Source organism: Ochrobactrum sp. A-1 (genome assembly GCF_022488005.1).
Classification (GTDB): domain Bacteria; phylum Pseudomonadota; class Alphaproteobacteria; order Rhizobiales; family Rhizobiaceae; genus Brucella.
Map to the genome: position 1 here is coordinate 1,602,219 of NZ_JAKVQC010000007.1, position 25,268 is coordinate 1,627,486.

Sequence of the window (25,268 nt, forward strand, 5' to 3'; positions counted from 1 at the left end):
TTTTAGTTGTTGGGAAAATTTTAAGCAGAAATCGTATTCAACAAATCAATCATCGATTGTAACAGGAATATTCATTTTTCATTTGGTTTCTGCCTCTATCCCTTTACGAGAGGGGGCTTGGGCGGAACAGGTTGATCGAACCGCATTCCTGCCTGAGCGGAAAAGGGCTGAAAATGGACACGCGGGGGCAGAACAACAAGGATGTGCCGCTGGCAGTCGATCTGGACGGAACTCTGGTTTCGACCGATCTGCTGTGGGAAGGTATTTTTCTTCTTCTGAAGAAGAACATCCTGTTCGTCTTCATGCTGCCGGTTTGGTTATTCTCAGGCAAAGCATATCTCAAGCGACAGGTCGCAGAACGTGTAGCGCTGGATGCGTCGAGGCTTCCCTATCGAACAGAATTTCTGGAATTTCTGCGCAGCGAACATGCATCGGGGCGGACTTTAGTGCTGGCAACAGCCGCGGCAGAATCGATGGCCAAGGCCGTTGCGTCCGAGCTTGAGATTTTCAGCGCTGTCTATTCAACGTCCGGCACGACCAATCTTTCGGCGAAACACAAGGCCAATCTGCTTGTCGAGCACTATGGACGACAGGGGTTCGACTATGCCGGAAACGATCATGATGACCTGCCGGTTTTCGATGCAGCCCGACAGGCGATCGTTGTCGCGCCCGATCACGCGGCGGCACATTTCCAGCAACGGACTGGCTGCAAACTTTTCAGTGGTGAGAAACCGACTAATAGAACCTATGTTCGTATGCTGCGTGTTCATCAGTGGCTGAAGAATCTGCTTGTTTTTGTGCCGGCCATTCTGGCGCATGACATATTGAAACCCGATGTGCTGATTGCGTCTTGTCTGGCATTCATCGCCTTCTCTGCTACGGCGTCTGCGATCTATATCGTCAATGACATTGTTGATCTTCCGGTGGATCGAAGACACGCGCGAAAAAATCAGAGACCTTTTGCACGCGGACAGATATCCATTCCTTTTGGTCTAGGCGTTGCGGCGCTGTTGTTGATTCTGACGGCTTTTGTCTGCTTCTTCCTCCCATCCGCCTTTACGCTCGCAATTGTCACCTATCTGGTTTTCACGACCGCTTATACCTTCGCCTTGAAACGCATGTTGTTGGGAGATGTAATTTGCCTCGCAGGGCTTTACAGCCTGCGGCTGTTGGGAGGGTCGGCGGCTTCCTATATTCCACCGTCGTTCTGGCTGATGGCATTTGCCATGTTCTTCTTTCTGTCACTGGCGCTGGTGAAACGTTATGTCGAGTTGCAAGGCGCTACAGTGACAGAAAAGGACCGGATTTTGGGGCGAGGCTACCGTCCGGAAGATCGCGATATTGTTGGGCAGTGTGGGGTTGCGGCTGCATTTACCGCTGCACTGGTTCTGGCGCTTTATATCAATAGCGATGCCGTCAAGACGCTCTACACCTATCCCTGGCTGATATGGCCGCTTGGTCCGATCGTACTCTATATCAATGTGCGTGTGTGGATATTGGCGCATCGGGGCGACATGGATGATGACCCGGTACTCTTTATTGCCAGAGATTGGCGCAGCCAGGTTGTCATCGCGCTTGGTGCAGTGCTGCTTCTTGTGGCTGGTATGCGCTGATGGAACGATCCTTCGACAGTTTTGGCCGCATTGACCGGCGAAAGCGGCAGTACAGTCCGCTGGATGGGCTGGAGGCTGATTTCGCGCAGTTCCTGCCCAAAGGCGCTAGCTTGTTGCCATTTGGAAATGGTCGTTCTTATGGGGATAGCTGTCATAACGATGCGGGCTTTCTTGTGCCTATGCAGGCGCGAATGAGGATAGCGCACTTCAATCCCGATACGGGGTTGCTGACGGCTGAAAGCGGTATGCTTTTGAATGAAGTTATCGCCCATGTCGCGCCGCATGGTTATTTCCTTCCCGTCACACCAGGCACGCAGTTCGTGACTCTCGGCGGTGCCATTGCCAACGATGTGCATGGTAAAAACCACCACCGGCAGGGGACTTTCGGGTGTCACGTCGAAGGGCTGGATCTGCTTCGTTCGGATGGTGTTCATTACAAATGCTCCGATAAGGAGAACATTGATCTGTTCCGCGCCACAATCGGCGGATTAGGCCTGACGGGCTTGATCCTTCGCGCGACCATCCGGCTTATGCGGGTGGATGGTCTCGATGTGGAGGAGAAGGTTCTGCCATTCGCCAATCTCGATGAATATTTCGATATGGCCCAGGCCGAAGATCTTGAGAATGAATATGCCGTTGCCTGGGTCGACCAGCTCTCCGATGGCCGAGGTCTGCTGATTGTCGGCAATCATATTGCGACGGCCCATAATTCTCATATGTCGGCGGTTGCGCGGTTTGGCGTGCCCTTTGAATTGCCGTTCTCCGTATTGAACAAGGCAAGCCTGTCACTGTTTAATGCAGCTTATTTTCAGCGCAAAAAACTACTGACGGCAGCACATAGAGTGCCGTATCAAAAGTTCTTTTATCCACTTGATGGCGTCAGAAACTGGAACAGGATTTACGGCCCGTCAGGGCTTTACCAGCATCAAAGTGTCATGCCGTTCGATGCAGCCAGAGCGGTCATTCCGGCGATGCTTGAGGCGAGCCGAAACTCCGGGCAGGTTTCGTTCCTGACGGTGCTCAAACGTTTCGGAAAAATGACATCTCCTGGCCTCATGTCATTCCCGCTGCCTGGGTATACGCTGACCATGGATTTTCCCAATCGTGGCCGTGAGACGTTGAAATTGCTGGACCATCTGGATCGGATGACGGTGGAGGCCGGTGGCCGGGTCAATCCATATAAGGATCAGCGGATGAGCGCGGAAATATTTGCCGCTAGCTACCCGCACTGGCGCGATTTTGAACCTTTTCGCGATAAGGCTTTCAATTCGAATTTCTGGCGCCGAACGGCGTTGACGCTCGGTTCGGCAGGTTAGGAAAATGCGATGAAATATATTCCCTTCATCCTGTTTACGGTCATGACCAACGCTGCCGCGCAGTTGATGCTGAAATATGGCATGCTAACGCTCGGACCGATCAGCTTTTCAGCCGAAACATTGATCCAGCGCATGTTCCAGATTGTCTTCAATCCCTGGATTTTTGCCGGCTTGCTGACCTTCGTGATCTCCATGGCGTCACATCTTTACGTGTTGTCGAAAGTGGATCTTTCGTTTGCCTATCCGTTCCTCAGTCTCGCCTATGTAGCAGTCGCTCTGTTCGCATGGCTTTTGTTCAAGGAGGAGCTGGGTGCATACAAAATTGCAGGCATCGCGTTCATCTGCATTGGAACTGTGCTGATCGCGCAAAGCGGCAAGCCCTCCGAGCCGCAGGCGGATACGAACATGAACCAGCAGACACATCGTTAAACGGGGGACGCAATGAGACATATAATCTTCGGTGGCGACGGTTTTGTCGGACGCTATCTCGCTCCAAAACTCCTTGCCGATGGTCATGAGGTCATTGTTGCAGATATCGTAAGAAGCGATCTGCCGCACTATGCTGACGCCGCCTTCATTGTGGCTGATGTAACCAATCCTGACGCAATTCGCAGACTTGGCATCAGCGCAGACGACATGGTCTATAACCTGTCCGCCAAGATGCTTTCCCCAATTCAGGTCCGGGCGAAGCGGCACGATTTCTTCTTTCCTGTCAATTTTCACGGAACGGAGAACATCATCAAGGCGATGGATGCGGCTGGTGCCAGCAAGCTCGTCCATTTCACCACCGATATGGTGTACGGGCACACTCACGTCTGGCCGCAGAAAGAGGACCATCCGTGCAAGCCGCTCGGGGAATACGGGCTATCCAAACTGAAAACCGAAGAACTCGCCATTGAATGGCGCGAGCGGGGCATGAATATTTCGCTGTTTCGCCCGCGTCTTATCATTGGACCGGGCCGTCTCGGCATTCTGGAAAAGCTGTTCAAGCTGGTTGATCACAATCTACCGGTGCCAATGATCGGCTCGGGCAGAAATCCCTACCAGTTCATTTCGGTGTTCGATTGTGCGTCGGCGGCGCGTGCCGCTTTCAGCGCCGGTGTCCCCAACGAGGTCTACAACCTCGGTTCGCTCAAACCGCCCCCGGTTCGAAAACTGCTCGGTGATCTGATCAAGCATGCCGGATCAAAATCCGTCCTGTTGCCGACGCCCGCCTGGGCGGTGAAGCGCACGCTGGACCTGCTGGACTGGATGAACAAGCCCATCATGGACCCGGAGCAATATCTTATAGCTGATGAAATGTGTGTACTCGATGTTTCGAAAGGCGAGCGCGAGCTTGGTTGGGTTCCCCAATACAGGGACGAGGACATGCTGATCGCGGCCTATAGCGAGTATCGCAGGAAGATTGGAGCCGCATCGCTGGATGCGCGGGCTTCGGAAGCGGCGTAGAGGCAGAAATGAACAAGATCAACACAACGCCAAAGCCGAAACTGCTCACCGTCAGCGAGGCGAAAGCGCTCGACCTGCCACGGATGACGGAGCTGTTCACCGCTCACCTCAATCCGGGTCAGCTTCACTTCATGAAGTTGCTCGGTTTTCACAAGGTGAAGATCGAACGTGCCGAAGGCATGTATTATTACGACCAGAACGGGCGCTCAATTCTCGACTTCTTCGGCGGTTTTGGATCGCTGGCTTTCGGTCACAATCATCCGCGTATTCTGGAAGCACGGCGCCAATTCCAGGAAGAAATGCGTCACGAGATCGCAATCGCCTTCATGTCGCAGTATGCGACCGCACTCGCTTATGATATTGCGGCCTGCTCGCCGGGCGATCTCGACATGGTGTTTCTGGGGTCTTCCGGTTCCGAGGCAATGGAGGCCGCAATCAAGGTGGCAGAGCGCGCTGCGGGTCCGAAAAAGCCCAAGATCGTCTATGCGGAAAATTCGTTCCACGGCAAGACCAAGGGCGTCCTGTCTATCACGGATGGCGGGCTTTATCGTGGTGAATTCAAGCTTGTCGATAACACCCTGCGTGTGCCCTTCGGTGATATCGCGGCTATTGAGAACGCATTTCGCTCCGACCCCGAAATCGGGGTAATTGTGCTGGAGACGGTGCAAGGCGGTGGCGGCATCATTCAGGCCGATGCTGAGTTCTGGCAGAAGCTGCGGAGCCTTTGCGACCAGTATGGTGTGATCTGGGTTGCCGATGAAGTGCAGTGTGGGCTGGGACGAACCGGGAAATTCTATGCTTTCGAGCATTATGGCGTGATACCGGACGTCACTGCCTTGGCGAAGTCGCTGGGTGGTGGAAAGACGGCCATGGCTGCAATGATTGCCCGCAGCGATATCTATATGAAGGCCTACGGCACGCCCAAGACAGCAATGATACATGCCATGGCGACCTTTGGCGGGATTGGTGAAGCCTGCATCACGTCGATTGAAGCATTGAACGTGCTCTATGACGAGCATCTGATCGATAACGCAGCCGATGTTGGAGAATATCTTCTGGATCGTCTGGATGAGTTGCAGAGCCGCTATCCTGCGCTTGTCAAAGACGTGCGCGGGAAGGGGATGATGGTGGGGCTGGAGTTCCATGATTTCTCACAGACCATGCCGGTCGTGCTGCGACCTGTCTTGGCGATGCTTGATGAAAAGCTGAAAGGTTCGCTTCCTGGCTTTATCGGCAGCCATCTGCTGCGCGATCATGGAGTTCTGGTCGCCTTTACCGAATATAATCGAAACGTCATCCGTCTGGAGCCGCCGCTGATCTGCGGGCGCGAGCATGTGGACGCATTCATCCAAGCATTGGATGAGGTACTTTCACGCGGCATTGTCCGGATTGTGCGGGATTTCGTCAGGGCTCAGATCAAATGAGCCGTTTCTGATTAAGGAATGAGACCGGGGCGAAGCAACAAATCCCAACAGGGGTTCAAAGCGACGACGGTACGATCCTGTAGCGCTTCGGCATATATTTTCTGCAAGGCAAGGCGATTGGTCGTCGTTGGACATTTCGCGCGCAATATGCCGTCGGTTGCTTCTACGGCAGCTTTCGTTTCCTTGGATAACGCCCGGACTGTGCGGAAGGGATCGGCGCCGATCTGGATATGCCGTGTCGCATCGCGATCCAATATCCACGCAAATGGATTGACGAAGTCGAGCGACATGATGCTTTGCAGGTGAAGATTCTTCTGGGTCTCGAAGGATTTCAGATCCTTTACCACCTGGTTTGCAGAAACGAGCCAGTACACCTGGAAATCGATTTCCGAATAAAGCTGCCAGCTAGGTAGCTGGCCTTGTGCTGCCAGCGCGTCATAGGCTGTATTGTTTTCCGGGTAATGGGTTTCGAAAAGCTCTGCCCGCTGCAGGAAATCGGGCCGGGTTAGGACCTGCCCGAGATTTTTCAGTTCCGGCAAAGACGGCTCTACATAAGTTGGGGCTACGGCAACGGCGCGCAGGGTACGGTGCACAACCTTGGTGAACGTCGGAATGACACAGAAGGCAGCGAGCAAGACGAAGGCGATTTTGAGCTTCTCGGGGACGGCTTTCATCCGCTGAAAGATCAGAAGCAGGATAGGCCAAAGGAATATGAATTCCTGACTTCCGGTGTTCTGCGTTTCAAGGATGATGCCGCCCAGAAGCCCAATGGCGAGCCAGACAGAGCTCCGGTCGAAGAAGCGATTTTGTTCACTGGACTGGCGCTGTTCATTCCAGAAACGGGCCAGAACAAGGATTACTGTCGGTAGAATAACGTCCAGCTTCAAGGATATGACGGTCAGGAAACGCGGGAGCAGGGCTTCTTCGTTCAGTGTGACCAATGTAGCAATATCGCGAATATATCCGCTGATAATCCCATTGTGCAGTTCAAGGGCAAGCAGAAATGCTGCGGTAGCGGCAGCGGCCAGCAGAACGTTGCGGGTTGAGATTCGCCCAGCGAGAAGTGCTGTGAGTCCGAACAGCCCACCTGCAAGGAAACCAGTCACCTTCATCAAAAGCAGGGTGAGCATCGCTGCCGCGCAAAAGAGCGCGAGCTTTGTGCCGTTGCGCATAAATAGCAGTCCGCACATCAGCACGTAGAGCAGAAGCGATGTATGGCGGTTATAAATGCCAAACCCATCCAGCCCGGGATAGGGGTAAAAGCTCTGTGTATTGGCTGGAAAGATTGCGAAAACCAGAAATGGAACAAGGATCAGAAACCCGGTTGTTCGATTGTAGGGGCGAATCTCTGCCAGTACCCACGCCATCAGAGGGGCTGCAACGGCCAATATTGACCACTGAACGAGCAAAAGCGGTTGCGCCTGCGGGAACAGGGCGTGCCCCCATGCAAAAAGATAATAGCCAAGTGGCCCGACAGGTGTGGAAAAATCAACGCCTGGAATCTGGCCCATTCTTATGCGCTGGGCCGCATCGAAATAGATATAGCTGTCCCAATACATCGGCCCAATAGGGGCACTGAGCCTGAATGACAAAAGCGCGATCAGCAGAACCAGAACAAAACCCAGCCAGAACAAAGGCACGCATAGCAGCGGTGGTCTGGCCGATTTGAAGGTCGTGCTGAAGAACATGGAACCCCGCTCCCTGGTGCATCCAGTGCAGAAATTATCTGCAAACCCTTAAAACTACTGAAATAGCCACAGGGTCGTCCGATTGGGTTCAATTTTTTATATGTGTGACGAGTTTCAGAAAAGAGAACGCCCACTGCACTGGGAGGAGGAGTGTGCAGTGGGCGGATCTATAAAGCGCGATTGGGAGGAGGAGTATCGCGCTTTGGGTTCGGTTTTTGGGAGGAGGAGTAAAACCGAACAAGTCCAAAATAGGAATAAGGGCCGCTGCATACAAGGGGCAACGCTGCAATGCAGATATGCATTTTTGGGTAGCTAAAAAAGAAACCGCCCCGCAGCGGTCTAGCGCGCTGGGGCGGTACTCCCTCCTCCAAGTGAGAGGAACAATAACCGCGCTCGTGGAGAAAGCAACCCCCTAATAGAACTCTAGGATTTTCAGAAAATACTGAAATTTGTGTAAGATATTTGATTGATACTCATTCAGATTCTAACCGGTTTAAGAGCATTTTGATCACACTGCACGACTGAACTATATCCGATCTTGAACAGTGTTTAATCGAGCGGCTGGAGGCGCGGAAAAGTTTGTTGAAGCAAGAATCTTCAACCATTGGCTGATATTGTTCACCAGATTTTCAAGTGCGCGTGCAGATTGTCTATTTATTTTTGTCAAAGCTATCAGTAAGTTCCTCCATCTTCTTCGATTGGGGGCTTTCGAGGGAGATATGCCGCCTCAGCGCGTTCATTCGCTGCGAGGCGGTTTTCATTTTGGGTCTGTTGAAAGTGCATATCAGCAATGCAAGCTTGTTGATTGAGCGGGCCTGCTGGGCAGGCTATTAAAAATGCGTCCGGTTCACTCCTCCTCCCAAGAACCGGACCTCAAGCGCGATACTCCTCCTCCCGATCGCGCTTACAGATTAAGCCCACAACGCTCTTCTCCTCCCAGGCGTTGTGGGCTTTTCTATACTCTGCTCACGTAATTTTTCAGGTTGGAACGTATTGTTAATTCCAGAATCGGAGCTACCGTTCCATTTTGCCTGTGCGTGCACTCCTGAGAGCTCGCCCGCCTCGCGCCCCTAAGCCCCCCGCCCAAACGCGAGGCGGTTCCTTTGAGCGGAACCTTCCAAACAATCTATATTCCGTGCGTCAGTCAGGGATCATTCCTACTGACGAGGACGGCATTCGTAGAGAAAAGACAACGATCAGAAAGATCGCTGTTGCTTCGCTGAGTTATACTCACTCGTTGCATCGACCGGGTCGGCTGATGGGCCGCCTGAAGGTTTTTCATGGCGCATATTGTTCATGAAATTCTTGATGAAGCGCTGACAATATCAGAAAATGATCCAGCTGATCTCCAAATGTCTACTAATTAGAAGAAATATGATTTAAAAAGAATCGGATAGATTTTTATCGAGTTCCGCTCAGTGTAAGATATTCTCGATTTAGGGCTAAATAAAAATATATTATAAAAATATAATACATTACGCAGCGTCACATTTGATCGGAATTTAATTTTATATTTTTTGCAACGTCTTCTGTGGATGGGCTAAGAAACCGCAATAATCAATCCGATTGTCCGTTTATAATTAAGAATAGGCTGAGTCGCTTTCGAGCTGGAAGTGCCTTTGGCTGTTCAATCGGGCACTATGTTGCGTTCCGTGTCCGATGGCTACCGCATCAGTCCGAAACTCGGAATCGCTTTTCGGAAAGCGTGATGTGTAGTTTCAATAGCTTGGAGTGTCCTGCGTGCGCCCATAAGGACGCGCAGCACTTTAATGTCCGCTGATAGTTATGTTCTGATCGTCAAAAAGGGACCGGCTGCTCCCGCAGTTGGAACTATTTGGGCTTCAGAAATTAACCATCTGTTAACCATTGCGCATATAGACCGGATAAACCGTTTTTTAACCAAGATGAATCAAGTGCTAACACAGTCTCGTCCAATCCGCTTGAAAGGGAGGTCCTTTCTTGCGCTGGTACTCTCGCCTGAACTGCCGCTCGATGGCTGGCTCGACAAGCTGGACGATCTTGCAGCCCGTTCAGTGGGGTTCTTTCTGAATCGCCCGATCGTTCTCGATCTGGAGAATGTTTCGATTGAGCGTCCCCAATTGGTTCAGTTGCTTGAGGATCTGGTTAAACGTGGCGTCTGGATTACGGGGTTTGAAAATGCGCGGCCCTCTCTGTTGGGCCCAGGTATGCCGCCTGCAATGCGTGGTGGGCAGCCTGCAGCAGATTTCGACCCGGAGATCACAGAGCCGAAACCGCAGGAGCGTGCACCGGTTGCCTCCGCGTCGGTGCAACTTGTCAAGGCTGTTCCGTCGATGGTCGTCACCGAGCCGGTTCGGTCTGGCCAATCGGTCTATTTTCCGGACGGTGATGTAACGATTGTTGGCTCTGTAGCGTCCGGTGCTGAAGTGGTGGCAGGTGGTTCGATCCACGTCTATGGCGCGTTGCGCGGCCGTGCAATGGCTGGAACAGCCGGAAATGCCGATGCGCGCATTTTCTGCCGCAAGATGGAAGCAGAACTCGTTGCCATCGACGGCCTCTACAAGACGGCCGAAGACATGGAGAGCCGGTTGCGTGGACAGGCGGTCCAGCTCTGGCTCGACGGCGATTATATGATGGCAGAAACGCTGAGTTAGCATTGCCCTCAGAGCTGAGAAGCTTTGAGAGAAGCAGATTTCAATAGGATTTAAGGCACTTTTGAGTGTCGTAAAAGAAAAGCAGAGCACTTCATAGCCCGGGTAACGAATGCTCTGGAGGCGCGCGGGAGATACAGGAGACAAATATGGCAAAAGTGATTGTTGTAACTTCCGGTAAGGGTGGCGTTGGCAAAACGACATCAACCGCTGCAATCGGTGCTGCGCTGGCACAACGCGGCGAGAAGACTGTCGTTATCGATTTCGATGTCGGTCTGCGTAACCTCGACCTCGTCATGGGCGCAGAACGCCGCGTCGTGTTCGATCTGGTCAATGTCATTCAGGGTGATGCGAAGCTTCCACAGGCTTTGATCCGCGACAAGCGCCTTGAGACACTGTATCTGCTGCCTGCCTCCCAGACACGCGATAAGGATAACCTGACCACCGATGGCGTCGACCGCGTCATGGAAGATCTCAAGAAAGAGTTCGACTGGATCATTTGCGACAGCCCTGCCGGGATCGAACGCGGTGCCACGCTCGCCATGCGTCATGCGGATATGGCTGTGGTCGTCACGAATCCTGAAGTGTCGTCCGTGCGCGATTCCGACCGTATCATCGGTTTGCTGGATGCAAAGACACTCAAGGCCGAGCGTGGCGAACGCGTGGAAAAGCATCTCCTGCTGACCCGCTATGACCCGGTGCGCGCCGAGCGCGGTGACATGCTGAAGGTCGATGACGTTCTCGAAATTCTGTCCATCCCGCTTCTGGGTATTATTCCGGAAAGCCAGGATGTTCTGCGGGCATCCAATATTGGTTCGCCCGTAACGCTTGCCGATCAGCGCAGTGCGCCTGCATTGGCTTATCTCGACGCAGCCCGCCGCCTCGCCGGTGAAGAAGTGCCGATGACTGTTCCATCCGAAAAGCGCGGCCTTCTGGGTAAACTTTTCGGAAGGAGAGCGGCATGAGCCTGTTTCGTTTCTTCAGCAAGCCTGCTTCCGCGCCGCAAGCGCGCGAACGGTTGCAGGTTCTGCTTGCCCATGAAAGGGCGTCACACGAACATTCTGATCTTGTTGCGGTATTGCGAGAGGAAATTCTCGCCGTTATCGCCAAACATATCCAGATTGATCGCGACAAGGTTAGCGTGAAAATGGATCGGGGCGATCAGATGTCGACGCTCGAAGTCGATATCGAACTTCCGTTGAAGACGAAAGCGAAGGTGCGGGCAGCCTGATTAGTACCAAATTTGCGGATAGCCGAAAAAGATGGAGGGAAAAACCATGAACCGCGGTGCACTTCTCACCAGATTGAAGGAGCTTCAGGAACTTCCAAAGTTTCAGAAGCGGGATATCTGTACCATAAGCGCTTTCTTGCAACTCGAGGCACTGGCAGAGCATGTCAGGGTCTGTGAAGAGGCAGCAGGCGTTGCACAAACAGGGCAGGATCATTGATCCTGCCTTTTTTCTTGTAAGGCTCAGCTTTATCGAGTGCTCCGAGCTCCTCGGCTTAGGCAGGCAGATCAGGGGTGCCGCTTTTATGGCACGGCAAAAAACATCTGCAAGTAGCAGCCGAGGAAGACAAGGGCGACCAGCGCCGCGATGAGGAACAGGAGCTTCATTCATCATGCATCGCTCAATCGCTGTTCACGTTCAAGAAAACAGATGGTGATTGACGGGATCAGTGAAGAAAATCCTTCTCTATCCCATTGTTCCAATGTGATTTTTGGAAGTGATGGCTTGCCTCATTTGTTTGAGATGGGTGCAAGCTCCTGCCGTGCCGTCGTCAAAACTGCCTGTGTCAGGCTTGCAAGCCTGTCAGCCGCAAGGCGGTTGACCTGCCAGAATAAAGGAATATCCAACGGTGTGTCCGGGATCAATTCGATGAGCCTGCCTGATTGCAAATGGTCACCCACCAACTGCATCGGGTTCATCCCCCACCCCATGCCTGATAGGCTTGCATCGACAAAAGCCTGTGTCGAGGGAAGCCAATGTGTCGGGCATGCTATGTCGGCTCTGAGGGCAGCGCGCACCCACTGATCCTGCAATCTGTCCTTCTGGTTGAATGTCAGAGCCGGGGCCCTGGCGATAGCATCGCGGGTTATTCCACCGGGAAAGTGGCGAGCGACGAAATCTGGTGATGCCGTGGCGCGATATTGGAGAATACCAAGCGGCGTCAGACGGCAGCCCTGAACCGGTTTGGACAGGGAGGTTACGGCAGCAACGACGCGTCCGCGCCGCAGCCATTCGGCAGTATGATCCTGATCGTCTACCGCAATGTTGAAGAGATACTCCGATGATGTGCTGAAATGCGAAATCGCTTTCAGAAACCACGTGCCGAGACTATCGGCATTGGTCGCTATATGAAGCGTTACGCGCTGTGCCGTATTCTCGCTGCCGGACAATCCAGGCAATTCCGCCAGAAGTTCGCGTTCAAGCATGCCCACCTGCTCGATATGCCGGCATAGCCAGTCGCCTTTCTCTGTGGCCATGCAAGGAGAACCTCGCTCGATGAGCACGGCACCAAGCCGCTCCTCGAGATGTTTGACACGTTGTGAGATAGCTGACGGGGTCACGTTCAATGCCCGTGCGGCTTTCTCAAAACTGCCTGTCTGAACTACCATCGCCACTGCTCTCAAGGCAGAATAGTCGATCATTAGAATTCCTAAATTGAAGTTATAAAGTTTAACTATTCTAACTCTCTAACTTCCAGTATCCAAGTGCCAACTGACCCCAGATGGCGACCATTTATGAATCCTTCAGTCTATGTAACCGGCCTTACCATGGGCCTCACTCTCATTGTTGCCATCGGAGCACAGAACGCCTTTGTCCTGCGGCAAGGGCTGCGCGATGAGCATGTGTTTGCCGTAAGCCTTGCTTGTGCCGTATCGGATGCCATCCTGATCCTGATCGGTGTCACAAGCTTCCAGAAGATCGCTGCTATCATGCCTGCGCTTGATCCCATTATGCGATATGGCGGTGCGGCTTTTCTGATCTGGTATGGTGCGCGCAGCCTCTATTCCGCTTTTACCTCGTCGGCTGTTCTGGCCACTGCGAACGGGGCGTCTGTGAGTCTCACCAAGACACTTGCAACCTGTCTGGCGCTGACATGGCTCAATCCGCATGTCTATCTGGATACTGTCGTCCTTCTCGGAACGATCTCCACGCAGTTTCCGGGTTTGGAAACATCGTTTGCCGCAGGTGCGATCACGGCGTCTTTCGTGTTCTTCTTTTCGCTTGGCTTTGGTGCCCGCTGGCTGCGCCCGATTTTTGCCCGCCCATCTTCGTGGCGTATTCTGGAAGGCATCATTGCCGTAACGATGTGGTCAATTGCGCTGAAGCTCGTGATTGGCATGTAAGGAAAAAGCCGGACGCGATAAATGCATCCGGCTTTTTGAGGTTTCGGAGGGACGTTGTCTATAGCCCCATGGCCTTCAGTTCCTGAAGCGGAGGGATCGTTTCGTACATGACAGGGTCGAGACGATCCCAGATGATGCCGCAGGTTGGCTTGTGCGGGTCCTTCACCTCGATTGTGCGGGTGGGGGTGAAAATCACGTCCGCAACTGTATCGTAGACATCCGGCGTCAGCTTTTCACTCAGTACCTGACAATCATGCACGACCGCCGCTGCTGGCGTTGCGGCGGTGATGCGGCCCAGACGGTAAAGCATGCCCCATTCGGCATCGAAGAAACCATGTCCTTTACCAAAACGGACCCCTTCGAGATTGATCGCGCCGGTGCCGGTAACCATGTAGTCGACGACCGGCATGGCCGAGATATCTTTCAGCGTTACCGGCTGTCCTACACGCTCCATGCCGTCGAGCGTCGAGGCATAAAGATAATAGTCCGGCGAAATCAACTTCGGATCGAGAACCCAGAAGCCGCGCTTGATCGAATATGTGGTTATCAGAACGGTCTTACCGTCTTTCAAAGCTTGAAGACGCAGGCGGTCGAGACAATTATCTGGCGTGATGAAGATGAAGTCTGCGTTCTGATAATAGCGATGGCTTGTCAGACGGGCTACGGCATCCTCTCCACCTTCGAAATCCGCGATGAACTCGCCAAAGTCGAAATGGAAACGGCTATCCGGGACAGCGACCTTGCGCAACTCGCTCCACACACGTTCGCGAACGGAAGCTTTGTGATCGGTGATTTCCATGGGAACTCCTTGCATTTTAGTCTGCCGGGCTCATGCCGCGGCGTGCGAGTACCTGGCGCTCGCAGAGGGCTACGATTTGATAGAAAAAGACGGATAGCATGACGGACACAACCGCAACGGCCCAGATCATGCCGTAGTCGAGATATCCGCGTGACTGGTTGAGAAGGTTTCCGAGCCCCGTACCCGTGGCCAGCCATTCGGCAATCATGACTCCAAGCAAAGCGCGGGGTACGGCAAGGCGAATGGCAGCGAAGAGATAGGGCAGGGAGGCGGGTACGGATACCAGACGGATTTGTGTCCAGATGCTCGCACCATAGGCGCGGGGCACGTCCAGCGCCGCACGAGGAACCAGTGCCATACCCTGCGCCATGGTCACGAAGGCAGGGAAGAATGTGACCGACACCGTGATCCAGAGGATGACGGACGGCCCGCGTCCCAACAACAAAACGAGCAGGGGCGTCAGGGCGACGAGCGGCATCGTCTGCGTGACAAGAGCGACAGGCATGAAGCCGCGCACGATGGCAGGTTTGGCGACGGAGGCGATAGCGAGTGCAAAGGCGAAGAGGATGCCTGCTGCCATGCCCAGAAAGGTAAGCGGCAAAGTCTGCGAAAGCGCCGTCAGCAATTTTGCCTGCGCGGGAGCTGCCGACGGAGCGAGGAACAGATAGTCGAACAGTCCGGTCGGCGTTTTGGCAATCATGGCCGGTGTTCCCATGGCCACAAGCAGTAGCCACCACAAGACGAATGGAAGCGCGATCGAACAAATGACGAGAATAAAATTCAAACCACGCGAGCTGCGCGGGGTAGCGTTCGGAGCGTTGGCTGGGACGGTGATGGCCTTGGTGCTGCCGGTCAACATTTTTGCAAGGATGGAAAAGAGCGCATAGGCCAATCCTGCAAGCAAGGTAGCACACAAACCGATACCCCAGAGCCGGGTCGGTTCAGCTCTCCCGAGAGAGCCGATCAGATAAGCGCCGAGACCAAAGCGTCCGCCGCCACCAAACTCGGCCAGAATGGAGCCCAGAACTGCATTCGGAGCCGCAATTCGCAGACCGGCAAGGATTGACGGCAGGGCGGATCGCAATTGCGCCAGACGCAGCACTTTCCATCGGCTGCCGCCATAGGCACGAACAATATCCACCATGCGGCGGTCTGTCTGGCTGATGCCGGTCACGGTAGCAGCCATGGTGATGAAATAACAACCGAGTGCCGCCAGTGTGATACGCGGCGTCATTCCTGAGAAAGTCAGCACCAGAATGGGCGAAATGGCAATTGGAGGCAGTGCAAAAATCGCGATGTTGACGCCACGTCCCAGTTTCGCGGCAGCCGGAAAGAGAGCGAACAGAATGCCTGCAGCAACGGCAACAAGGTTGCCGATGACAAAGCCAGAACCTGCGCCCTGAAGCGTGGCCAGTATGTGGGCTGGATAATCGGCTCGGTCGATCCACAGGCGGGCCAGAATTGCCGAAGGTGCCGGCAAGGCGCCACCTGCGATCAGGGAAAAGCGGCCGCATATCTCCCAGGCTGCAATGAGGATGACCCAGTTGCGCAAGGTAGAGAAATGGTTCGATGGCTTCATGTCAGCCATGCAGAGCCTCCGCGACAGCGTCCTCCAGCGCATGGAACTGCGATGTGCTGAATATTTCGGGGCTGCGTGGGCGTTCCAGCGGAATATCGATGATCTGCGCGATGCGTCCGGGGCGACTGTGCATCACCACAATCCGGTCGGCGAGGAATACCGCCTCGTCTATGCCATGGGTAACGAGCAGGGTGGTCGCCTTGCTTTCAAGCCAAATGCGTTGAAGCTCGATGTTCATCTGGCGGCGCAATATCTGGTCAAGCGCGCCGAAAGGCTCGTCGAGAAACAGAACGCGCGGATCGGTGACCAGGGAGCGGGCAATTGCCACACGCTGGCGCATGCCACCTGAAAGCTCACCTGGAAGTGCCTTCTCGAAGCCTTTGAGGCCAACAAGGGCGATCAATTCGGCAATCCGCTCAGCCTTTGCGGAGCGAGACTGGCCAAGTACATCCAGCGGCAATGCAATATTGTCTTCGACACTGCGCCAGGGCATGAGCGCCGCATCCTGAAAAGCCACACCGGTCAGTCCGGCCTTTGCTGCTTCTGCAGGGCTTTTGCCCATGACCGAAATCGAGCCGCCGTCGGGTTGGTCGAGGCCGAGTGCCAGCCGCAACATAGTCGACTTGCCACAGCCGGACGGCCCGATAAGTGCAGTGAACGAGCCGGTCGGGCATGCGAGCGAGACATCGGATAATGCAATTACATCCGTGCCGCGCCCCGAAAAAGAGCGCGTCACATTTTCAAGCTTGATCCCGGACATCTCAGGCATCAAATCTCTTCAAGAAGCGTAGTGTCGAAATGATCGCGCTTGGCGGCGATGCCAATCGTACCGAGCGCCTTGATCGTGTTCTCGATGGCTTCTTCGCTCATGGAGAATACACCGTTCGGCGACTCGATCAGCGGCTTCTGGGCGGTGTTGAAATAGATTTCATTTTCAATCGACCTGCCCGTACCCTTGAACCAGCTGTCGGCAAATTTTGGTGGGTAGGCTGCCGGGTCCTTGAGGTTTTCATTCCAGCCCTTGCGGCTTGCGCGAAGGAAAGCAACGAGATCCTTGCGCTTTGCTTTGAGTGTTTCTTCCGTCACGACAACCGTATCGTTGAAGATCGTAAAGCCGAAATCATAGAGCAGGAACGACACGGCCTCTTCGCCTGCCTGCTTGATGGTGAAAGGAACATTGGTCGTAAAGTCGAGCGAAGCGTCGATTTCACCCTTGATGAGCGGCGTTGGATCATAGGCATAAGGAACGATGTTGACCTGAGAAGGTTCGATGCCCGAAATCTTCAGCATGGCTTCGACCGAGATGACATTGACCGGCGGCACAGCCAGCGTCTTGCCAATCAGGTCCTTTGGCTCCCTGATCGGGTTTTTGGCGAGCGAAATAATGCCGATAGGGTTCTTCTGATACTGGGCGCCGATAATCTTGAAAGGCGCTCCCTGTTCGACGATTGCCTTGATCGTCGTGTCGGGAGTGGTGAGGGTCAGGTCGGCCTTGCCCGCGATGATAGTGCTTTCCGGGATGACGTCGGGCCCACCGGAAATATAGTTCAGGTCGAGGCCTTCTTCGCGATAGAAGCCCTTGTCGACTGCAATGAAATAGCCGCTGAATTCTGCGTCATTGATCCAGGAGGCCTGAAAGTTGAACGGTGCATCCGCTGAGGCAAAACGGCTCATAGCTGGCAGAGTGGCTGCGGCGCCCAAAAGTCCGAGAAAACGGCGGCGATCCAGGGCAATATTCATTGAATTTTCCTTTTGGTGCTGAACTGTCAGGCAATGCCGCGCATGCGCGCAAGCTCACGCAGCGGCGGGATGGACTGGATTTCTTCGGCTGAAACGTCGTTCCAGCGAATACCGCGCGGCCTGCGACGGTTACGTGTTATCTCAATCAGGCGGCTGGGCGTGGCAATGAAATCGAGAGCAATATCGTTCTCCGATACGTTGAGGCGCTCTTCCACGATTTGTACGTCATGCACGGCTGCTGCAATCAGAGACTGCTCGTCAGCAAGACCCAGATCGGTGAACATGCCCCATTCCAGATCGAAGAACGCATGGCCTTTGCCAAAGCGGACTCCATCGATGGAAACAGCGGATGCGCCAGTCGCAATGACATCAAAACGGCCGATATGAGTCAGGTCTTCGAGACTGACCGATCGACCGAAATGTTCCATACCGTCAAGCCAGGCTGCGGCTTTCTCCAGCCCCGGGGGAACGGATCCCGGTTCCAGCAGGAGAAAGCCGCGCTGCATGCCGTAGGTCGGCATGATGAATGGTGTACCCGACATGATCAGGCGACGGCGCAATTCGATCATGGAATTATCTGGCGTCACAAAAACCAGTTTGGCTTTCGCAATCCCTTCAACCACCAGCAAGCGATCCGTCGCTGCCTCTACACCTTCAAAATCCGGTATGAATTCCGAGAACTTGAAGTGGAAGCGTGCATCAGGGCGGGCGACGTCTTTCAGCCGATCCCATATGCGCTGCCGTATACTGCGGGAATACGCCATGGAGATTCCATGAATTTCAATGTTTCATTATCAATGAAACAAATGTTTCAGTATTGCAAGAGGCGATGATAAGCTTTTTTAGTGCACAGAGAGATTCGGAATAAACGCACATGGCTTCACGTCTGGTACTGCGCATACAGGAGCGCTACGCAAAGCTCACCGCAGGCGAGCAGAAAATCGCGCAGCTCGTTCTCGAGCGCGAGGACGACATCCTGATTCATTCCGCTACTGAAATCGCGGAGATGGCTGGCGTATCCAAGGCAACCACAGCTCGTTTCTTTCAGCATCTGGGCTATGCGGATTTCAATGAAGTCAAACTTCAGGCGCGTGAGGAGCGCAATCGCACCGAACCTTTTGAATATTCGAGCACGGTTGACGAAGAAGTGCCGCTGGTGCGTACCATCAGTGCGCATCTTAATCTGGAGATCGCCAATATAACCCGAACATTCGAGGCGCTTCGGTCCGACAAGATGCGTGAAGCTGCCGAACTTATCGCAGAAGCGCCGCGTGTCTGGGTGGTCGGGATAGGCGACGAGGAAGGGTTCGCGCGTTATGCGCGGCTCTTGTTCTCAAGGTTGCGTCACAGCGTGATGATCCTTGGTATCAATCAGGGCTCGTGGGCTGAAGACCTTGCCATGACTGGTCCGAAAGATGTGTTGTTGTTGATCACGCTGCCGCCACATCGGGCATTGTTGAAACAAATTCTGGGTTATGCGGCTACGAGCCGGTTGAATATTGTGACCATTACGGACCGGGGATCGGTTTCGGAGGCCCAGCGTTATGCGCGCGTCGTGCTGCCGTGTCATGTAGACAGCTTCGCATTGGGAGCATCATATACCGCCGTCAGCAGCGCCATTCGGCTTCTCGCTTTGACCTATGCTTCGCATGCAGGCAAATCGGCGCAACAGCGGTTGGAGATCGTCGCCGGTATTCACGACGAACTTGACGATATGGACTGAAGCTCTCCGCTTAGTTGTTTCGGACGTGTTCCGGGCGGAAGCCGACCCCTATTAACCTGCCCGCCAGATGTGCAAGAATGGGCCAGCGTGCGATGTGGCGCATAAAAGCGGGTGGCCCATCGCGCCTAGTGTCATTTGTTTCGCGCTTGCGTCGATCGCTGCGCATCATCAATTGAAGCTTCTGTGTTGCCTTTGTCGGAAAACGACGCCGTGCTTCGACTGCAGCGAGATGCGGTTCTAAAGTTTGGTTTTCCTGAAGCGGTGCGGTCAGAATATTTGCAGCTGCAACGGCGTCCTGAATGGCGAGATTGACCCCAAAGCCGCCGATTGGCGACATGGCATGAGCGGCATCACCGATACACAGAAGCCCCGGCTTCCACCATGTCTTAAGTCGGTCAATGCGGACGCTCAGGAGATGAACGTCATCCCAGGTGCGTATTTCATCCATTCGGTCGGCAGGCAAAGGGGAGACTTCCGCAACTGCTTTGCGGAGTGCATCGAGTCCTCCTTGTCTGACGTCAGCAAAGGTCTGTTTGCGGAGCACATAACCGCATTGCCAGTAATCGCCGCGATCGATCATGACGAAACCCTGTCGAGGACCGCCGTGGCCCATCGTATAGGGTGGGTCATTGGGAGCGTGTGACAGCTTCATCCAGAGAATTTCGCTTGGCGAGCCAAAGCTTTCGACCTCCAGACCGGCCTTTGTGCGAACCGTGGAGTTTCGCCCGTCTGCCCCTACGACGAGTTTGGCATCAATCCTGATCGATGCATCGGATGTTGTTGCAAGGAGGCCGGTGACCTTCCCATTCCGTTCGATGAGATCGACCACGCTCGCAGATATAATGAGTCTGAAGTTCGAATACTTCGCAGCTTCGCGTGCAATATAATCCAAAAATTCCCATTGCGGCATGAAAGCGATGAAACGACACTGAGCGGGAATTCTCGAAAAATCGGCTATTGTGATGTCCTTGCCGCCGATTTCTGCATGTAGCCGATGCGCTTTGGTATGGGGGAGGGCAAGAAGGCCATCCAGCAAGTCGAGTTCATACATGACCTGAAGGGTGGACGGGTGAATTGTGTCGCCGCGAAAATCGCGCAGAAAATCCGGGTGCTTTTCGAGAACGGTCACGTTGATACCTGAGCGCGCCAGCAGAAGCCCCAGCATCAGCCCTGCTGGCCCACCACCTGCGATCACGCAATCAGTTTCGATATGGCTGATATCCGATGGGGCTGGCTGCGTCATGACTGTTCCACTCGACCGCGCTTGTTTTGCACACAAGACATAAAAAGACCGGCGCTCTCAGTAGGTCAAGCGCCGGCTGGAAGTCTACGCGACCAGTAGAGGTCAAAACATGAATTAAATTATCAAGTTTAATTTGTCAAGCGACCGAGCCACGCCAGCGAGCAATGCCGTTGAGCTTGACTTGCCAGTTTATCCTGCATTGAGAATTGAAATCTATCCGAGCGCGGGCGGCGTTCTTTTGCCAAGTTGCCGTTCGCGGAAGACCGAGAACAGCCCGGCGCCGACGACGATGACTGCGCCGGCGATGATGTTCCATGTCAATTGCTCGTGGAACACCGTGACTGCGATACATGCGCCGATAACGAGCTGCAGATAAGTAAGCGGCTGTACTTCTCCTGCCTCCAGAATGTTGTAGGCACGGATAAGGAAATAATGGCTTGCGATACCGCAGGCACAAAGGGCTGCCATCCAGAACCAGTCGCTTCTGGCAATAGGCATGAGATAGAAACTGCCGACAAATGTGAGGGCAACGGCACCTGCTATGCCAGTGTAGAAGAAACTCGTCATGGCATCGTCGCTCTTGCTGACGGCGCGTGTCGCAACCGCATAAACGGCGAACATGACCATCGCCGCCACGGGCAGAAGCAGGCTTGCGTCGAATGTCGCGTTCACTGGATTGATAATCAGCAAAACACCGATCAACCCGACAATAATTGCAGTCCAACGTCTCCAGCCAACCTTTTCGCCAAGGAAGGGCACGGAGAGCATGGTCACTAATAGCGGCGCGCCCTGAAAGATCGATTGTGCCGTTGCCATGCCCGCGCGACTGAGAGCGAATATGAATGTAACGATTTCAGCAGCAAGCAGGATGCCGCGAAAAACCTGCAAGAAAGGACGTTTCGTTGCTGCGGCCTTGGCAATGCCTCCGGAGCGGATTGCAAGCAGGAGAACGAAGGCTGCAAAGACCCAATAGCGAATCATCGTTATGAGGATCGGCGAATAATGGGTGCCAAGATACTTTGAGATACCATCCTGCGTTGCAAAAATGGTAACCGCGAGAAGTGTGAAGAGATAGCCCTGGCCTTTGCGTGTCATGGCGCACTCTTATCGACACAGCATTGGTGCTGCCACCCATAAAATCTGAAATGCCCACATTGTATGAGCATTCCATCGTTATCGGCGGAAGATTTCCAGTCGATGTGCTTTGATGGATTGACACCCTCATGATCTTAGTTATTCTTTTATAAAAGCTTATATAACATAATTGTGGAACAATTCAAAAATGGGGGTTCTGCCTTGCGGATCAAACTAGCACTCCTTCTGGCTTCTGCCATGATCTTCAGTCCCGGCGTTTCGCTGGCTCAGGACAAGGGTGGTGTCATCAATGTCGCGACCATTGGCGAGCCGCCGACGCTCGATCCGATGGTGTCCACCGCCGATCTTGTGGGTATCGTCACGCAGCATATCTTCGAAACGCTCTATACGTTCGACAAGGAATGGAAGCCGACGCCATTGCTGGCAGAAAGCCTGCCTGAAATCAGCGCGAATGGAAAAACCTATACGATCAAGCTGCGTTCCGATATCAAGTTCCATGACGGTAGCGACATGACGTCGGAAGACGTGGTTGCGTCGCTGGAGCGCTGGACGAAGCTCGCTTCGCGCGGAAAGCAGGCGTCGGCCTTTATCGATAATATCGCGGCGACTGATCCGGCCACAGTGACGATAACGCTCAAGCAGCCCTATGCGCCATTGACCTCTCTGCTTGCCTTCAACAACTCTGCGGCGATCATCATACCGTCAGAAAAGCAGGCAGAGCCGATGAATGAGTTTATCGGCACCGGTCCCTATATGCTCAAGGAGCGAAAGGCAGATCAGTATATTCAGCTCGTACGTTTCGACGGTTACAAGTCGCGCGATGGCGAGAGTGACGGTTATGGCGGCGCACGCCATCAATATCTTGATGAAATCCGGTTTGTATCGGTGCCAGACGCCAACACCCGTGTCGAAGCGGCGGTTTCCGGACAGTATGACTATGTCGATTCCATTCCAGTTGAATCATTCGACAAGATCAAGTCATCAACGGCTTCCCAGCCATTGCTTCTCAAGCCCTTCGGCTATCCAGTCTTTGTGTTCAACACCAAGGAAGGCGTGGCGTCGAAATTGCCGGTACGAAAGGCTGTCACACACGCATTGAGTATGGAAGACATGCTTGCGGCTGCATTCGGCAGTACGGAATTCTACGCGTTAGACGGCGCCTTCTATCCGTCCAATTTCGTCTGGAATTCTGACGCTGGCGTTGAAGGCAATTATAATGTGGCCCAGCCGGAAGCTGCAGCCGAAGAATTGAAGGCTGCTGGCTATAATGGCGAGCCGTTACGCATTTTGACAAGCCGCCAGTATGAGTTCCACTACAAGATGGCGCAGGTGGCTGCAGAATATCTGAAGCTTGCCGGTTTCAACGTGGATTTGCAGGTTGTCGATTGGGCGACACTGACGCAGCGCCGCGCTGATCCCAAGCTCTGGGATATCTACATAACGCACAGCCCTTTCCTGCCCGAGCCTGCTTTGATGGGTTCTCTGTCGACCAGCTCGCCGGGTTGGTGGGACACGCCGGCGCGTAAAACCGTAGTCGATGCATTCACGTCTGAATCCAATCCGGAAAAGCGCATTGCGCTGTGGGCAGACGTTCAGAAGACCATTTATGACGAACTGCCCCTGATCAAGATCGGCGACTTCAATGCTGTCGCGGCAATGTCCACCAAGCTGGAGGGCGTTGAGCCCGCGCCGTGGCCTTACTTCTGGAATGCTTCGCTGAAGAAGTAACTTCCGGGCAATGCAAATGCCGTCCGTCCGGTCGGCATTTGCTGAAGTGTTCAATCTGGAGAATCTGATCGCATGGTGCGCTACATCCTTCAGCGGTTTGTCGGCATGGCTGTCGTCATGTTTCTGGTCGTGACGATCGTATTCGTGATTGTCCGGGTGACGCCAGGTGATCCTGCCGCTGTCATGCTTGGACCGGATGCATCGGCGCAGGACATTGCCGATCTGCGCGCCCGACTTGGCCTCGATCAGTCGCTGGTCATTCAATACTTTTACTACATCGGTCAGCTACTGAAGGGCGATCTCGGTCAGTCGATCTTTCTCAACATGCCGGTCGGTGCGGCATTGCTTGACCGGGCCGAACCAACATTCTTCCTGACCGTTCTTTCGCTTCTGATTGCCTGCATCATTGCTCTGCCGGTTGGAGTTTATGCAGCTTATCGGCGTGGTTCCTTTGTCGATCAGGCTGCAACGACGGTTGCCATGCTTGCAGCGAGCATACCGAGCTTCTGGCTCGGCCTTATCCTCATGCAGTTTTTTGCGGTCCGGCTGAACCTGTTTCCTGTGTCCGGCTATGGCGGTCCGGGTTCGAGCTTTATGGATCGAATGTATCATCTGATCCTGCCAGCCTTTGCGCTGGGGTTGGTTTCCTCTGCTCTGATCCTGCGTTTCACCCGTGCCTCAATGCTTGATGTTCTTGGTGACGACTACATCCGCACGGCGCGTGCAAAGGGTTTGATTGAGCGGCGTGTAATCATGAAGCACGCATTGAAGAACGCGCTGATCCCGATCCTGACGGTTGTCGGTCTTACTGCAGCCGTCCTGATCTCCGGAGCCGTGGTAACGGAAACGGTGTTCGGCCTGCCGGGGGTTGGCAATCTTGTCGTGTCTGCAGTCCTGCGACGGGATTATCCGGTAATTCAGGGCGCGCTGCTCGTCATAGCAGGGCTCTATGTCTTGATTAATTTCATCATCGATATGCTCTATCTGTTCGTAGATCCGAGGGTTCGCTACTGATGGCCGATCTTGTTACGACCACGCAAAAAGCCCTTTCGGAACGGGCTTTGTTCATCCGTCGGCTGTTCAAACGCAAGACGGTAGCGGCCGGCATTATTGTGCTTGCAGTCTTTGCTATCCTCGCGCTGCTGGCGCCCTGGATCGCACCTTATTCACCGTCGAAGCTATCCATCGTCAACCGTCTAAAGCCGCCGAGCGAGATGTTTTGGTTCGGTACGGATGAGTTCGGGCGTGACGTCTTTTCTCGTACGATCTATGCCGGACGGCTGTCACTTATGGTGGGCGCGGCTGTTGTCGTCCTGTCGGCGATCATAGGGGTGACACTCGGATTGCTCGCAGGCTTCTTCCAGCGTCTGGATACGCCCATCGCTCGCCTGATCGACGCGATGATGGCGTTCCCCGATATTCTGTTGGCCATTGCCCTGGTCGCTGCGCTTGGCCCATCGCTGGCGACGGTCATCGTTGCGTTGTCTATCGTCTACGCACCGAGGCTGGCGCGCATCGTGCGCGCCTCAACGCTGGTGATCCGTGAATTGCCTTATGTCGAAGCGGCTCAATCGCTTGGAATTTCGACATTCCACATCATGACGCGGCACGTGCTGAGAAATCTGATCTCGCCCATCATCGTGCAGTGCACTTTCCTCTTTGCGAGCGCAATGCTCGCCGAAGCGGGGCTCTCCTTCCTTGGTCTCGGCGTAAGCCCCGAGATTCCAACCTGGGGAACCATGATTGCCGCAGGACGCCAATATATCGGACAAGCCGACTGGATGACCTACTTCCCCGGCTTCGCCATCATTCTTTCTGTCCTCTCGCTCCAGATGGTTGGCGACGGACTACGCGACATGCTCGATCCAAGACTGCGAAGGGATTTGTAA

Annotated in this window: 23 protein-coding genes; 14 read left to right on the forward strand and 9 right to left on the reverse strand. The window is 54.0% G+C overall.

Features of this window, described 5'->3' with window-relative positions:
• Window positions 1-173 precede the first annotated feature (173 nt).
• The 5 genes from MKS82_RS25835 to MKS82_RS25855 are packed head-to-tail and all read left to right on the forward strand — an operon-like array spanning window position 174 to window position 5,802.
• Complete coding sequence (locus MKS82_RS25835; protein WP_109986779.1) at window positions 174-1,613, forward strand: UbiA family prenyltransferase; 1,440 nt, start codon at window positions 174-176, stop codon at window positions 1,611-1,613.
• The gene (locus MKS82_RS25840) at window positions 1,613-2,929 is read left to right on the forward strand and encodes an FAD-binding oxidoreductase (RefSeq protein WP_109986780.1); all 1,317 of its coding nucleotides are present in this window, start codon (window positions 1,613-1,615) and stop codon (window positions 2,927-2,929) included. The genes MKS82_RS25835 and MKS82_RS25840 overlap by 1 nt, the downstream gene beginning before the upstream one ends.
• Before the next feature lie 9 nt (window positions 2,930-2,938).
• A complete protein-coding gene (locus tag MKS82_RS25845) occupies window positions 2,939-3,358 on the forward strand; it encodes an EamA family transporter (RefSeq protein WP_109986781.1) in 420 nt (139 codons plus the stop codon).
• Between the two features lie 12 nt (window positions 3,359-3,370).
• Window positions 3,371-4,378 (forward strand): NAD-dependent epimerase/dehydratase family protein, encoded by a 1,008-nt coding sequence (locus MKS82_RS25850; protein WP_109986782.1) that lies wholly within the window; start codon window positions 3,371-3,373, stop codon window positions 4,376-4,378.
• Between the two features lie 8 nt (window positions 4,379-4,386).
• Window positions 4,387-5,802, forward strand: coding sequence for an aspartate aminotransferase family protein (locus MKS82_RS25855; protein WP_109986783.1), 1,416 nt, complete (start codon window positions 4,387-4,389; stop codon window positions 5,800-5,802).
• An 11-nt stretch (window positions 5,803-5,813) separates the two neighbouring features.
• On the opposite strand, the gene MKS82_RS25860 is transcribed toward MKS82_RS25855, so the two are convergent.
• Window positions 5,814-7,490: a hypothetical protein gene (locus tag MKS82_RS25860; RefSeq protein WP_109986784.1), complete on the reverse strand. Its 1,677-nt coding sequence runs from the start codon at window positions 7,488-7,490 to the stop codon at window positions 5,814-5,816.
• Window positions 7,491-9,394: 1,904 nt separating this feature from the next.
• Here MKS82_RS25860 and minC point away from each other — a divergent pair.
• From minC to MKS82_RS25880, 4 genes are all read left to right on the forward strand, one after another.
• On the forward strand, window positions 9,395-10,123 hold the full coding sequence (minC, locus tag MKS82_RS25865; RefSeq protein ID WP_061346660.1) for a septum site-determining protein MinC: 729 nt from the start codon (window positions 9,395-9,397) through the stop codon (window positions 10,121-10,123).
• 146 nt (window positions 10,124-10,269) lie between these two features.
• The gene (gene minD, locus MKS82_RS25870; protein WP_010660936.1) at window positions 10,270-11,085 is read left to right on the forward strand and encodes a septum site-determining protein MinD; all 816 of its coding nucleotides are present in this window, start codon (window positions 10,270-10,272) and stop codon (window positions 11,083-11,085) included.
• A complete protein-coding gene (gene minE, locus MKS82_RS25875; RefSeq protein WP_006468449.1) occupies window positions 11,082-11,351 on the forward strand; it encodes a cell division topological specificity factor MinE in 270 nt (89 codons plus the stop codon). Before minD ends, minE begins: the two co-directional genes overlap by 4 nt.
• 291 nt (window positions 11,352-11,642) lie before the next feature.
• Entirely contained in the window at window positions 11,643-11,789 is a 147-nt protein-coding gene (locus MKS82_RS25880; RefSeq protein WP_176037009.1) for a hypothetical protein, read from the forward strand.
• Between the two features lie 69 nt (window positions 11,790-11,858).
• Here the strand turns inward: MKS82_RS25880 and MKS82_RS25885 are convergent, their stop codons facing one another.
• Window positions 11,859-12,770, reverse strand: coding sequence for a LysR family transcriptional regulator ArgP (locus tag MKS82_RS25885; RefSeq protein WP_109986785.1), 912 nt, complete (start codon window positions 12,768-12,770; stop codon window positions 11,859-11,861).
• A 93-nt stretch (window positions 12,771-12,863) separates the two neighbouring features.
• Between MKS82_RS25885 and MKS82_RS25890 the strand changes: the two genes are divergently transcribed.
• Window positions 12,864-13,472 (forward strand): LysE/ArgO family amino acid transporter, encoded by a 609-nt coding sequence (locus MKS82_RS25890; protein ID WP_109986786.1) that lies wholly within the window; start codon window positions 12,864-12,866, stop codon window positions 13,470-13,472.
• 58 nt (window positions 13,473-13,530) lie between these two features.
• On the opposite strand, the gene MKS82_RS25895 is transcribed toward MKS82_RS25890, so the two are convergent.
• The 5 genes from MKS82_RS25895 to MKS82_RS25915 are packed head-to-tail and all read right to left on the reverse strand — an operon-like array spanning window position 13,531 to window position 18,354.
• Window positions 13,531-14,271 carry a 5-formyltetrahydrofolate cyclo-ligase gene (locus tag MKS82_RS25895; RefSeq protein WP_061346657.1) on the reverse strand — a complete coding sequence of 247 codons (741 nt, stop codon included), beginning with the start codon at window positions 14,269-14,271 and terminating at the stop codon, window positions 13,531-13,533.
• Between the two features lie 16 nt (window positions 14,272-14,287).
• Window positions 14,288-15,859, reverse strand: coding sequence for an ABC transporter permease (locus MKS82_RS25900; RefSeq protein WP_061346656.1), 1,572 nt, complete (start codon window positions 15,857-15,859; stop codon window positions 14,288-14,290).
• Window positions 15,852-16,619: an ABC transporter ATP-binding protein gene (locus MKS82_RS25905; protein WP_109986787.1), complete on the reverse strand. Its 768-nt coding sequence runs from the start codon at window positions 16,617-16,619 to the stop codon at window positions 15,852-15,854. The genes MKS82_RS25900 and MKS82_RS25905 overlap by 8 nt, the downstream gene beginning before the upstream one ends.
• Entirely contained in the window at window positions 16,619-17,590 is a 972-nt protein-coding gene (locus tag MKS82_RS25910; RefSeq protein ID WP_109986788.1) for an ABC transporter substrate-binding protein, read from the reverse strand. The genes MKS82_RS25905 and MKS82_RS25910 overlap by 1 nt, the downstream gene beginning before the upstream one ends.
• A 26-nt stretch (window positions 17,591-17,616) precedes the next feature.
• The gene (locus MKS82_RS25915) at window positions 17,617-18,354 is read right to left on the reverse strand and encodes a 5-formyltetrahydrofolate cyclo-ligase (RefSeq protein ID WP_109986789.1); all 738 of its coding nucleotides are present in this window, start codon (window positions 18,352-18,354) and stop codon (window positions 17,617-17,619) included.
• Window positions 18,355-18,464: 110 nt separating this feature from the next.
• Between MKS82_RS25915 and MKS82_RS25920 the strand changes: the two genes are divergently transcribed.
• Window positions 18,465-19,313: a MurR/RpiR family transcriptional regulator gene (locus MKS82_RS25920; RefSeq protein ID WP_109986790.1), complete on the forward strand. Its 849-nt coding sequence runs from the start codon at window positions 18,465-18,467 to the stop codon at window positions 19,311-19,313.
• A gap of 10 nt (window positions 19,314-19,323) precedes the next feature.
• Here MKS82_RS25920 and MKS82_RS25925 read toward each other — a convergent pair whose 3' ends face one another.
• Window positions 19,324-20,556, reverse strand: a complete 1,233-nt coding sequence (locus MKS82_RS25925) for an FAD-dependent oxidoreductase (RefSeq protein ID WP_109986791.1) — start codon at window positions 20,554-20,556, stop codon at window positions 19,324-19,326.
• A 213-nt stretch (window positions 20,557-20,769) separates the two neighbouring features.
• Window positions 20,770-21,651, reverse strand: a complete 882-nt coding sequence (locus MKS82_RS25930; protein ID WP_109986792.1) for a DMT family transporter — start codon at window positions 21,649-21,651, stop codon at window positions 20,770-20,772.
• A 237-nt stretch (window positions 21,652-21,888) separates the two neighbouring features.
• Here MKS82_RS25930 and MKS82_RS25935 point away from each other — a divergent pair, with 237 nt between their 5' ends.
• The 3 genes from MKS82_RS25935 (at window position 21,889) to MKS82_RS25945 (ending at window position 25,268) form a co-directional block, all read left to right on the forward strand.
• Window positions 21,889-23,379, forward strand: a complete 1,491-nt coding sequence (locus MKS82_RS25935) for an ABC transporter substrate-binding protein (RefSeq protein ID WP_445558102.1) — start codon at window positions 21,889-21,891, stop codon at window positions 23,377-23,379.
• A 72-nt stretch (window positions 23,380-23,451) separates the two neighbouring features.
• A complete protein-coding gene (locus tag MKS82_RS25940) occupies window positions 23,452-24,393 on the forward strand; it encodes an ABC transporter permease (protein WP_176037014.1) in 942 nt (313 codons plus the stop codon).
• Window positions 24,393-25,268 carry an ABC transporter permease gene (locus tag MKS82_RS25945; RefSeq protein ID WP_109986794.1) on the forward strand — a complete coding sequence of 292 codons (876 nt, stop codon included), beginning with the start codon at window positions 24,393-24,395 and terminating at the stop codon, window positions 25,266-25,268. The genes MKS82_RS25940 and MKS82_RS25945 overlap by 1 nt, the downstream gene beginning before the upstream one ends.